The 13,162-nt window shown below is 38.1% G+C and carries 11 protein-coding genes; all 11 read left to right on the plus strand.

The window, feature by feature from the left end:
- Positions 1-287: 287 nt before the first annotated feature.
- A complete protein-coding gene (locus AC3AX0_RS01770) occupies positions 288-1,628 on the plus strand; it encodes a short-chain fatty acid transporter (protein WP_487548585.1) in 1,341 nt (446 codons plus the stop codon).
- Positions 1,629-1,694: 66 nt separating this feature from the next.
- Complete coding sequence (locus AC3AX0_RS01775; RefSeq protein ID WP_487548586.1) at positions 1,695-2,747, plus strand: substrate-binding domain-containing protein; 1,053 nt, start codon at positions 1,695-1,697, stop codon at positions 2,745-2,747.
- Between the two features lie 58 nt (positions 2,748-2,805).
- Positions 2,806-4,602: a YgiQ family radical SAM protein gene (locus AC3AX0_RS01780; protein ID WP_487548587.1), complete on the plus strand. Its 1,797-nt coding sequence runs from the start codon at positions 2,806-2,808 to the stop codon at positions 4,600-4,602.
- A 340-nt stretch (positions 4,603-4,942) separates the two neighbouring features.
- Positions 4,943-6,208: a CapA family protein gene (locus tag AC3AX0_RS01785; protein ID WP_487548588.1), complete on the plus strand. Its 1,266-nt coding sequence runs from the start codon at positions 4,943-4,945 to the stop codon at positions 6,206-6,208.
- A gap of 23 nt (positions 6,209-6,231) precedes the next feature.
- On the plus strand, positions 6,232-7,062 hold the full coding sequence (gene cdaA, locus AC3AX0_RS01790) for a diadenylate cyclase CdaA (protein ID WP_487548589.1): 831 nt from the start codon (positions 6,232-6,234) through the stop codon (positions 7,060-7,062).
- Positions 7,043-8,281, plus strand: a complete 1,239-nt coding sequence (locus tag AC3AX0_RS01795; RefSeq protein WP_487548590.1) for a CdaR family protein — start codon at positions 7,043-7,045, stop codon at positions 8,279-8,281. The genes cdaA and AC3AX0_RS01795 overlap by 20 nt, the downstream gene beginning before the upstream one ends.
- A gap of 51 nt (positions 8,282-8,332) precedes the next feature.
- Positions 8,333-10,045 (plus strand): sigma-54 interaction domain-containing protein, encoded by a 1,713-nt coding sequence (locus AC3AX0_RS01800; protein ID WP_487548591.1) that lies wholly within the window; start codon positions 8,333-8,335, stop codon positions 10,043-10,045.
- A 192-nt stretch (positions 10,046-10,237) separates the two neighbouring features.
- Complete coding sequence (locus tag AC3AX0_RS01805) at positions 10,238-11,131, plus strand: phosphate butyryltransferase (RefSeq protein WP_487548592.1); 894 nt, start codon at positions 10,238-10,240, stop codon at positions 11,129-11,131.
- A gap of 163 nt (positions 11,132-11,294) precedes the next feature.
- Positions 11,295-12,359, plus strand: a complete 1,065-nt coding sequence (buk, locus tag AC3AX0_RS01810) for a butyrate kinase (protein WP_487548593.1) — start codon at positions 11,295-11,297, stop codon at positions 12,357-12,359.
- A gap of 8 nt (positions 12,360-12,367) precedes the next feature.
- Positions 12,368-13,039 (plus strand): ATP-binding protein, encoded by a 672-nt coding sequence (locus AC3AX0_RS01815; RefSeq protein ID WP_487548594.1) that lies wholly within the window; start codon positions 12,368-12,370, stop codon positions 13,037-13,039.
- A gap of 18 nt (positions 13,040-13,057) precedes the next feature.
- On the plus strand, positions 13,058-13,162 hold a 105-nt coding region (locus AC3AX0_RS01820; RefSeq protein WP_487548595.1), incomplete at its 3' end, for a 4Fe-4S binding protein.

Raw genomic sequence — 13,162 nt, forward strand, 5'->3', positions numbered from 1 at the left:
TGAAAGGATAGTATTTGTCTGCCTCCACAATGGAAGGGATATGTATGAACTTAAATACGAGATTGACAGTCACAAGTGGTTTCTTTTCAAGAAATAAGCTTCAATGGCTTGTAAAAATTATTAAAAAAATGACACACTCCGGTGTCGTTTTTTTTGTTTTTATTTAAACCGTTGAAACATGAGGGATTGAAAGGATTGATGGGTTGGGAATTAAAGTTGCAAATAATGAAACGTAGTTATATAATAAGAGTGTGAACGTTCACAAAAAACTTTTTAGGAGGACTACTATGTTTAAAAAATTTACCAACGGCTGTGTAACAATCGTAAACAAGTATCTGCCTGATCCATTTCTGTTCGCAGTAATACTAACTTTCATTGTACTGATTTTAGGTTTTATTTTGACAGGACAGAGTCCAATGGCTATGATTCAACACTGGGCGGGAGGATTCTGGAATCTCCTTGCATTCTCAATGCAGATGGTTCTGATTCTTGTAACAGGAAGCGCCATGGCACAGGCTCCAGTATTCAAAAAAATATTGAAGGGGATAGCGGGACTTGCAAAAACACCTGGTTCTGCAATCCTTATTACTACATTCGTAGCAACGTTCGCTTGTTGGATAAACTGGGGATTCGGACTTATTATAGGTGCCCTTTTGGCCAAAGAGATGGCAAGACAGGTTAAGGGAGTGGATTACAGACTTTTGATTGCATCTGCTTATTCAGGATTTATAGTTTGGCACGGAGGGCTTTCAGGTTCCGTTCCATTGAAGGTGGCTACTGTTGCGGGACTTGAAACGGCAACAGCAGGAGCTCTTACTGAAGCAATACCTACAAGCCTCACAATATTTTCACCACTAAATCTTTTCATATCTATAGTGATTCTTGTTGTTATGCCTTTCGTTACAAGAGCCATGCATCCAGTACCTGAAAAAACAGTTACAGTTGACCCTGCATTGCTTGGAACTGACGAAATCATGGAGCATCCAAAGGACACTCCGGCAGACAAAATGGAAAACAGCAAAATTATATGGGGATTGCTTGTTGTAATGGGATATGTGTATATTATCTACTATTTCTCACAAAATGGATTCAAGCTTGGTCTAAATATAGTTAACTTCATATTCATGTTCACAGGTATATTGCTTCACGGAACATTGAGAAGATATATAGATGCTGTAATAGAAGCTGTAAAGGGATCGGCAGGAATCATCCTTCAATTCCCATTCTATGCAGGAATAATGGGAATGATGGTTGGAAAGAACGTTGCCGGAGCATCTCTTGCAGGCGTTATATCCAACGGATTCGTAAGCATTTCAACTGTTACAACATTCCCTGTATTCACATTTCTTAGTGCGGGTATAGTAAACTTCTTCGTACCTTCAGGCGGAGGACAGTGGGCTGTTCAGGCTCCTATCATGATGCCAGCAGGAAATGCTCTTGGAGTGCCGGCAGCGAAAACTGCAATGGCCATTGCGTGGGGAGATGCTTGGACAAACATGATTCAGCCTTTCTGGGCTTTGCCGGCACTTGGTATAGCAGGACTGGGAGCTAGGGATATCATGGGATACTGTGTAATCACACTTCTATTTGGTGGTCTGGTCATGATTGCAGGATTCTTGATTTTCTAGAGTGTATATGAGATAATTATAAAGCCTCCTTTTGTATTACAGAGGGGGGCTTTTTTAGGAGGAAATATGAGGTCTACAATAAACGATGTTGCAAGAGAAGCAGGCGTTTCAAGGGGAACGGTTGACAGAGTAATCAACAACAAGGGAAATGTATCGAAAAAATCGGAAGAGAAAGTGTTTGCTGCAATTAAAAAGCTTGACTATGTAAGAAGCCCTTTTGCAAGTGCGTTGTCTAAAAGTGGAAACAGGATTAAAATAGGAATAGTATATCCTGACCTTGATCATTATTACTGGGATGAAGTGGATAAAGGAATAGTGGAAATGAAAAATACAATGGATGCCATGGGCGTTGAAATACTAACTGTGAAAACCAAGTCCTACGACTATAGGGAACAGATAAGGGAATTTGAAAATCTGGTTCAAAAGGGTGTCAAAGGTATAATAACAATAGCATATCACCGAAACAAGCTGGATAAAAAAATTGAAGAGCTTTATGAAAAAGACATACCGATTATCACTTTCGTAAGTGATGCACCCGACAGCAAGAGGCTTTACTATGTGGGACTGAATGACTACAAGGCAGGCATGACTGCCGGAAAGCTTATGGGTCTTTATCTTGAAGGAAGGGCAAATATTGCGGTTATTGGAGTGCACAGGGACCTAGCCAGTATGGAGGACAGGATAAGAGGCTTTAGGGACAAGATAAAAATAGAATATCCTGGAATAAATATTTTGGACGTATACAGTCTTAAGGAAGATACAAGGTCTGGCATGGATATATACAATGAATCCCTTAAGACTCTTACTGAGGAAATAATAGAGAAAAGACTTGATATCAACGGTATTTATGTGACGAGCAGTTTGACGGGACATGTAGGCAAGGTATTGGAAACAATGGAAATAGGGTATAAAATAATCCTCATAGGCCATGAGAACACGAAAGAGACCAGGAAAATGCTCTTGAATGACATGGTACATGCTACGGTTTTCCAGGACCAGAAGGAAGAAATAAAAAGAGCTGTAAATATTTTATGGAAACATATCATTGGTGATGAAGAACATGATTTTCCTAATTTCTATAGTAAACAAAGAATTTTAATAAAAGAGCAAATAGAATAGTATGAATATACCCGTTATTTTGATATAATCAGGGTATATTTTTTTAGAAAGGATAATTATGGAATTTTTACCTGTAAATAGAAATGAAATGGAAGAAAGAGGATGGGACCAGGTTGACTTTGTCATGGTGACGGGAGATGCCTATGTTGACCATCCATCTTTTAGTACGGCAATAATCACAAGAATACTTGAAAAATACGGATACAAGATTGGAATAATAGCACAGCCTGACTGGAAGGATGTAGGAAGTTTTAAGATATTTGGAATGCCTAGGCTTGGATTTCTCGTTAATTCGGGAAATATAGATTCCATGGTGAACCATTATACCTCCTTTAAGAAAAGAAGGAGCAAAGACATATATTCTCCAGGAGGAGAAGGTGGATTCAGACCGGACAGAGCGGTAACGGTATATGGAAACAAAATAAGGGAAGCCTACAAGGATGTTCCCATAATAATAGGTGGACTGGAGTCAAGCTTGAGAAGGCTGGGACATTATGACTATTGGGACAACAAAGTGAGAAGGTCAATACTGATTGATTCATCGGCAGACATTATAGTCTATGGCATGGGGGAAAAGACCATAGTGGATATCGCAGAGGCCCTTGATGGAGGAATACCTGTTGATGAAATAACTTACATAACAGGAACTGTCTATAAAACCAGAGATAAGTCAAGAGCTTATGACTCAATAGACCTGCCGGATTTTGAAGAGATATCGAAGGACAAAAAAAGATATGCGGAAAGTTTTAAGATCCAGTATGAAAATACAGACTCCATAAATGCGAAAGTCCTTGTTGAAAAATACGGTAGCATTTATGTTGTTCAGAATACTCCTACACCTCCGCTTTCACAGATGGAACTTGATGATGTATATGACATGGAATACACGAGGGAGTATCATCCAATATATGAAAAAGACGGTGGAATACCAGCCCTGACAGAAGTGAAATTCAGCATAATCAGCTCAAGGGGATGTTTTGGAGGATGTTCTTTCTGCGCCCTCACTTTTCACCAGGGAAGGGTAATACAGGCAAGAAGCCACGAGTCAATAATAAAGGAAGGAAAAACCTTTGTTGAAGACAGCGACTTCAAGGGATATATACATGATGTAGGCGGACCAACTGCAAACTTCAGAGTTAAAGCATGCGACAAGCAGCTTAAATACGGAGTATGCAAGGACAAACAGTGTCTTTTTCCTGAAAAGTGTGAAAACCTTAATATTGACCACAGTGACTATTTGGATCTGCTTAAGAAGTTGAGAAAGATAGATGGTGTGAAAAAAGTATTTATAAGGTCAGGTATACGGTATGACTATCTTTTATATGAAAAGGATGACGAGTTTATTGAAGAACTTTGCAAGCATCATGTAAGTGGCCAGTTGAAGCTGGCACCTGAACATGTATCTCCAAAGGTTTTAAGAGCATTGGGGAAACCATCTTTTAACATCTACAAAAAATTCATAGATAAATATGAAAAAATAAATAAAAAAATGGAGATGAATCAGTTTGTTGTTCCTTATTTTATTTCCAGTCATCCCGGCAGCACCATGAAGGAAGCTGTGGAACTTGCGGAATATATCAGGGACATGGGACATATGCCTGAGCAAGTTCAGGATTACTATCCTACACCGGGAACATTGTCTACCTGCATGTTTTATACGGGCATAGATCCAAGAACAATGGAAGAAATTTATATACCAAATTCCTTTGAAGAAAAGAAGATGCAAAGGGCGTTGATGCAATACAGAAAGAAGGAAAATTACATGCTTGTATTGAAAGCTTTGAAGCAGGCAGGTAGGGAAGATCTTATTGGATTTGATAAAAAATGTCTTATAAGGCCGCCTAAAAAACGTTAGATATTGAAATGCATTGGATTCAAGATATTTTGACACTTGATATATCGAGGAGGACATCTCGGTATATCAGCAAAAATAACATAAGAAGCTTCATAAACCATAAAAAAATGGATGTAAAAAGTGCAAATACGAGGTATATGGCAGGAGATTGAATTATGTAAACTAAACAAATGTATTAATAACGTAATAACCAAGTGCCAAATATGTGTTAATATTAAGGAAAATTTAATATTTGCCACCTTGCAAAAAATTGCAAAATGATATACTATTTTAGTAAGCTTTTTCATAGTCGCTTTGCATAGTGAATAAGCTGTAAATTAAGTGGAATTGGAAGGGAATAATGAGAAGAAAAAGAAGAAGATTAAACCCGAAGGCAATAATATTGGTTATTGTTCTTGTAGCGGTATATATATTGTTTACAAATATTGGCGAAGTTATTGGCAGCGATGAATTGAATCTGAATAATCTCAACAAGGAAGAGATGATAGTGGCAGAAGCTGATGTTCCTAAGACCCAAAAGATTACTCTCGCGGCTGTAGGGGACATAATTTTCCATATGAGTCAGATTAACAGTGGATACGATGAACAGACTGAAACCTTTGACTTTGACAGGTTCTTTGAATATGTGAAGCCGGTAATAGAATCAGCAGATATTGCAGTTGCAAATTTTGAGGGAACAACAGGTGGTACCAAGGAGTCTTACAAGGCATACCCTAGGTTCAATATTCCTGATGAAACATTGGATGCAGTAAAATATGCAGGCTTTGATATATTATCCACTGCAAACAATCATACTTTGGATACATACAAGGAAGGTCTAATAAGGACCCTTGATGAAATAGAAACTAGAGGAATGCTGTCAGTTGGAACTTACAGGGAAAGGCCTGAAAGCCGTGTTCTTTACGTTGAGGAAAAAGGAATAAAAATAGCTTTTCTTTCCTATACATATAGTTGTAACGGTATGGAGGCTACTATGACGGATGAGGATCTTGATGCAATGGTCAACATAGTCAATGAAAAACATGTTCTTAACGATAAGACTAAGGCTGCAAAAATATTTGAAGACATAGACGAAGCAAAAGCTGAAGGTGCAGATGTAATAACAGCCATAATGCACTGGGGAAATGAGTATCAGAAAGATCCTTCAGTTGCACAGAGGGAATTGGCAGACTTGATGTTCATGAATGGCGTCGACATAATTTTAGGAAGTCATCCCCATGTAATCCAGGATTCAAAAACTCTTGAATATGACGGTGAGAAGAAGTTTGTGGTTTATTCCATGGGTAATTTCATCTCAAATCAGAGACAGGAGACACTTGATTCTGAGTATCTAAACCTTGATAATTTCTATACTGAAGATGGAATAATTATAAATATTGAAATAGAAAAGGATTTTGAAACAGGAGTAACAACAATAGGTGAAATCGAATTTGTTCCTACATGGGTCTACCGGGTGAAAGCACCTCCTTTATTCGACTACGATGTAATACCTGTTGAAGAATATCTTAAGAGCAACAGTCTTAACCTTGACGACTATACATTGTCAAGAATGGAAAGGTCATTCAGGGACACTATGTCCAAAATGAATATAAATCAAAGCAATTAAAAATATATTATGGAAGTGGTGAATTGGAATACATTAAAACAATACTAACAAATCTTAGAGTACGGGATGTTATAGACATCAGCATTGTTGCCTTTGCCTATTACAAGCTCTATATGATTATCAGGGAAACAAGAGCAAAGCAGTTATTGAAAGGTATTATGTTTATATTTATTATTTCAGCTCTTGCAAGTGCCCTTAAGCTTTTCACTATAAGTTGGATAATCACCAACACATTACAGGTTGGATTTATAGCTCTTGTAATAGTATTTCAGCCTGAGCTGAGAAAGGCCCTTGAATATATTGGAAGGACCACCCTTCTTTCATTTAATGTGTTTGAGGGAGATGAAAAAAGAAACGAAAGAACCATCAAGGAAATAATGATGGCTGTCCATGCCTTGGCTAACCAAAGAATAGGTGCTCTTATTATATTCGAGCTTAAGACAGGACTCAGCGACATAATGGAGTCTGGAGTTGCAATGGATGCGCATATTTCAAATGGACTATTAATCAATATTTTCATACCAAATACTCCATTGCATGATGGAGCTGTAATTATCAAGAATTATAGTATCAAGGCAGCAGGTTGTTTTCTGCCTCTTACTGAAAGCCAGCATCTGAGCAAGGACATAGGAACTAGGCACAGGGCTGCAATAGGAGTTACTGAAAGGTCCGATTCTATAGCTCTTATTGTGTCAGAGGAGACGGGCTATATTTCGTATGCCCACGAAGGAAGGCTTTACAGGAATATTCAGAGTGAAGAGCTTACAGAGCTTCTAACAAGCATTTACAAGAAGGATGAGAAGCAAACAATATTTGAAAGATGGTGGCATAGAGATGGTAAAAAACAAGGATAGACTGCTAATACAAATCTTTTGTGTCATTGCGGCACTTGTAACCTGGCTTTATGTTGTGGACCAGATGAATCCGGTTACTGAAAAGGAAATAGACTCGGTTCCCGTGATACTTCAAAATACCGAAAAATTGGAAATTGCAGGTCTTGTAGTTGCAGATGTAGATACTGATGGCATAAATATGATCATTGAAGGTTTTAGAAACGATATAATAAATATTGAAATCAACGATATAAATGTATATGTAGATGTAACGGGATACAACGAGGGTCTTAATAAGATTCCCGTTGAAATAATACTTCCTGACGGATACAAACTAGTTGACTACTCTCCAAAGCAGGTTCTCTGCGAACTGGAGGCCATTGTAAATAAGTCAATAGACTTGACTGTGGAAATAGATGGAATTCCATTTTCGGGATATTATGTTGATGATCCCGTATCTAGTGTGAATTCTGTAATTGTAAGAGGACCAAGAAGTGTTCTTAACTCTGCGGAAAAGGTTGTAGCATTGTTCAACATAAACGGAGCATCAGGAACTCTTGAAAAGAAGATTCCTATCGATGTTTACAGCGACCAGGGTCTTGAGCTAAAACTTGAAATAACTCCTGACATCGCTGAAATAATGGTTCCCATATATCCCATGAAGAGACTAAAAATTGAAGTTCCAGTAACAGGCATGGTCATGGAAGGCTACGATATAAAATCAATAAAGGTTGAGCCTGAAACTGTACTTATTGCAGGTGATTCTGAAGTTATTAACGCAATGGATCATGTACTGGTTGAACCTGTGGATGTTAACAATGCAGACAGTACTGTCTATAATTCATTGGATATTATTGGAGGAAACTATATTATTACTGAAGATATCTCTCCAGTGGTAACTGTGGAAATAGAAAAAATCATTTCAAAGGATTTCATATACAATCTTGATGAAATAGAATTTATGAACATTCCTGAGGGATACAATGTGGAGATCACCGAGGACAAGGAATTTCTAATGGTAACTTTCACAGGGCTAACAAGTTATATGAATGAAACAGATAGTGAAGATATAAAAATTATTGCAGACCTTGAAGACTTCGAAGGAAATTCAGGTCAGATTCTATTAAAATATGAAACTGAAAGGGAAATAAAGGAAATATTGATTGATTTGGAATCCGTTGAAATTAACCTTGTTGAAGAGGGTGACAATGAGATTGGAAATACAGAAGTAACCAACTAATAAGAAGACGGCTTTAAGACAATTAAATCAGTGAAAAGACAGGAGGAAACAATGAGAAAAGAACTTGAAGTTTTTCTTACCTCTACTCATGACGGTGTAATAGCCATAGATAAAAACTGCAATATTACGCTTTACAACAAGGAAGCTGAAAAGCTGATTGGAATCCCGAGGGAAAAGGCTCTAAACAAGCATGTGGATGATATTGTGGTCAATACAAGACTTCCTTATATACTTGAGACGGGAGAACACGAACTGGACTGGCAGCAGCAGCTTAGGGACTATGATATAATAAGCAGCCGCATGCCCGTTAAAAACAAAGACGGGGAAATAATCGGTGCCATAGCTATATTCAGGAATATAACAGACAGGCTCAATCTTGATAAGCAACTCACTACCATGAATGAATTCAAGAGTCTTCTGCAGGCGTTGTTTCAGGCTGTTCAGGATGCTATAAGCGTGGTTGACGAAAATGGCGACCATATAATGATAAATCCTGCTTATACAAAGATAACAGGCATAACAGCAGATGAAATATATGGAAAAGATGCAAATTACGATATGGCCGAAGGTGAAAGTATTCACATGAAGGTGCTTAGGACAAAAAAATCTGTTGAAAACACCAAGATAACTACAAAGCCAAGTGGTAAGGTTGTAATAGCAAGAGGTGCTCCTATAATGGTTGGAGACAAGCTGAAGGGCAGCGTAGTAATACTACACGACATAAGTGAAATTAAGCAGCTGACAACAAAGCTCAACGAAGCAAAAAAAAGGATAAGGGAACTGTCTGCGAAATATGCCTTTGATGATATCATCGGTGAAAGCCAGGCGATTAATGAAGCAAAGGAAAAGATGATTAAAGCTTCCCGCGTTCCTGCTACTGTAATACTCAGGGGAGAAAGCGGTACGGGAAAGGAAATGTTCGCCCATGCAATCCACAACGAAAGCAATAGGCGGGAGAACCAGTTCGTAAGAGTAAACTGTGCAGCAATACCTGAGACACTTCTTGAAAGCGAACTTTTCGGCTATGAGGAAGGAGCTTTTACAGGAGCAAAAAAAGGCGGCAAGAAGGGTTACTTTGAAGAAGCCAACAACGGAACAATATTTCTTGATGAAATATCGGAGATTAATCTGAATGCTCAGGTTAAACTGTTAAGGGTATTGCAGGAAAAGGAAATAGCAAGGGTTGGAGGAGTAAAGCCCATCCATGTAAATGTAAGGGTGATTTCAGCAACCAATGTTAACCTGAGAGATAAGATAGACAGGGGAGAGTTCAGGGACGATTTATACTACAGACTGAATGTTTTTCCAATAGATATTCCTCCATTGAGAGACAGGCTTGATGACATAGAGCTTCTTTCTAAAAGATTCATTGAAAAGCTTAATGTGGAATACGGAAGGAATATAAAGGGAATATCCCTTAAGGCTTTGTCGGAACTAAAGAGGCATGACTGGCCTGGAAACGTCAGGGAGCTTGAAAACATCATCGGCAGATCCATTATATCAATGAATGCAAATGAGCAGATAATTATGAAGGATCATCTTCCATTTCTTACAAATCTTGGAATAAGGAATAATGGAGATTATATCAATGAAATTGAGGACAGTGAAATCACCACTTTGACTGAAGCTGCCGCCGGATTCGAAGAGGATTATTTAAAAAGAGTATATGAGATTTACGACTACAACAAAACCATGACTGCAAAAAAACTTGGAATATCCATTAGAAGCCTTTATTACAAGATGGAAAAACACAATATTAAATAATGCAAGAAGTTGCATGGTTTTGCGATTGTATGCAAAATATTGCATGCAAAAACAAGCATGCAATATAATGAGGAATAGTTTAATAAAGATGAAGCGTAGTGTTTTCAATGATTTGAAAACATTATGCTTCTTTTTGATTTTTGGCACGTATCTTGCTTATTATATATAGTGAGAAATAATGAGAGGTGTAAGATGAAAGATTTCAACGAAGTTTTGAAATATGCAAAAATTAAGGGACCAAAGACATTGTCGGTTGCAGCTGCTCATGATGAAGGTGTGTTGAAGGCTGTGAAGGCGGCTGTTGATGGTGGAATAGTAAAAGCAATTCTCGTAGGAGATGAGGAAAAGATAAGAAATATTTCCAAAGGTATAGACTATGATTTGAAGGATACCGAAATAATTAATCTTAAAGATGTAAAGGAAGCATCATACAAGGCCGTAGAGTTAGTAAGTTCAAAAAAAGCTGATTTTGTAATGAAGGGTCTTGTTGATACTGCAACAATATTGAAGGCAGTTCTTGACAAGGAAATAGGCTTGAGGACTGGAAAGACTTTAAGTCATTGTGCAGTGTTCTTTGTGGAAAAATACCACAAGATGCTCATTGTGACGGATGCAGCCATGAATATAGCTCCTGATCTGGCGAAAAAAGAGGAAATACTTGAAAATGCTGTAAACTTTGCACATTCACTTGGAATCGAGGTTCCGAAATGTGCAGTAATATGTGCAAAGGAAAAAGTGAACCCGGCAATGATTCATACTGTAGATGCAGGTGAAATGGTGAAGCATTATGAAGAAGGATTAATAAAAGGATGCATAGTTGGCGGACCTTTTGCTCTTGACAATGCAATATCAAAGGAAGCTGCAGTACAAAAGGGAATAAGCCACGAAGTGGCGGGAGATGCAGATATTCTCCTCATGCCTACCATAGAAGCAGGCAATGTGCTGTACAAGGCACTGTCATTCCTTTCCAATTCCGAATCGGCAGGAGTAATACTTGGAGCAGCAGCACCCATAGTGCTGACTTCAAGAGCAGATACAGACATAGCCAAGCTTAATTCAATAGCTTTGGCATCAATACATTCATAAAAGGAAGTTTAAGTATTTATTTAATATTAAAAGGATGTTTAATGAAAAAGTAAGATTCGTAGCAACCCATAACATACAGTATCCAGTTGAAGCATCTAGATATTATATATCATGAATTGACTCAAATATATATTTTTTACATTAAACTTAGGAGGTATTAGTTATGAAACAATTGGTAATCAATCCAGGATCGACTTCGACAAAGATTGCAGTATTTGATAATCTTGAAATGATCTTTGAAAAAACATTGAGACATACAGTTGAAGAACTGTCACCATATGAAAAAATAATTGAAGAATTCGAATTCAGGAAAAATATTATCATGGAAGCATTAAAAGAGAACAAAATAAAGGTAGAAGAATTGGCATCGGTTGTAGGAAGAGGTGGCCTTTTAAAGCCTATGGCTGGAGGAACCTACGAAGTTTCAGATAAAATGCTTGAAGACCTTAAGTCTGGTGCTAGAGGAGAACACGCTTCTAATTTGGGAGGAATACTTGCCTATGAAATAGCAAGGGAGGTAAACATACCATCTTTTGTAGTGGATCCTGTAGTTGTAGACGAAATGGAGCCTATAGCAAGACTTACGGGGCATCCCCAATTCGAGAGAAAGAGTATCTTCCATGCACTTAATCAAAAGGCGGTTGGAAGAAAGGCTGCAAGACAGCTTGGTAAAAAATATGAAGAAGCTAATCTTATAGTAGCACATCTTGGAGGCGGGGTATCAGTAGGAGCCCATAAGAAAGGAAAAGTTGTAGATGTAAACAATGCCCTTGACGGTGAAGGACCTTATTCACCAGAAAGAAGCGGAACCCTACCCGCAGGAGATATGGCCAAACTTGCCTTTTCCGGGAAGGCAAGCTTTGAAGAAGTCAAAAAGATGATAAAGGGCAATGGTGGTCTTACAGCCTATCTTGGAACCAACAATGCAAAGGTAGTTGGCGAAATGTGTGATGAGGGAGATAAGAATGCTCGTCTTGTATATGAAGGCATGGCATATCAGGTTGCAAAGGATATAGCGGCAAATGCAGCGGTTCTTGAAGGCAAGGTTGATGCGATAGTAGTAACAGGAGGAATAGCCTACGACATAGAATTTGTGTCCTGGATAGAAAAAAGGGTCGGGTTCATAGCGGAAGTAATAGTATTCCCTGGAGAAGACGAACTGGAAGCATTGGCAGAAGGCGGACTCAGAGTACTAAAAGGCGAAGAGGATGCTAAAATATACAGTTAGGTGATTATATGGATAAAAGACTGGTAATTATAACGGGACATTATGGTAGTGGTAAAACGGAATTTGCAGTGAATTATTCAGTGGAATGTGCGAAAAACCATGAAAAGGTAAATATAGCAGATCTTGATATTGTAAATCCCTACTTCAGAAGTAGGGAAAAGGCTGAGGAGCTTGCAAAAAAAGGCATAAGGGTCATAGGCAGCATGATAGAAAATTCAACTCTTGAGTTTCCATCAATACCTCCCGAGGTAAGGGGAATGATAGAGGATAAGAATGCAAAGACAATCCTTGATGTAGGAGGAGATCCTGAAGGAGCAAGAATACTTGCAGGTTATTCATCATATATTGAGGAACAGGATTATGAAATGCTCTTGATAGTCAATGCAAACAGACCTCAGACACAGACACTTGAAGATGTACTTGGATATATTGAAAGTATTGAAGCTACATCAAAGCTTAAAATAACAGGCCTTGTAAACAACACTCATCTTCTGAAGAGCACCACCAAGGAAGATGTATTAAGAGGACACAAGCTGATTACTGAAGTGTCGGAAGCAACGGGACTGCCAGTAGTGTATGAAACAGCCATAAAAAGCGTGGTTGATGAAGTTAATCAAGATAATATTGATTTAGGTATGTTTCCTCTCGATTTATATATGAGAGAGACTTGGATGAGTTAAATTTAATGGAGGTGTACTATGGCTAAAGGTCAAGTAACGTTTAATGTAGATATTTGTAAAGGTTGTGAACTATGTGTTACAGCATGTCCAAAAAAGATAATTGAATTGGACCAGAGTATTATT

This window comes from Dethiosulfatibacter sp. (assembly GCF_983023055.1).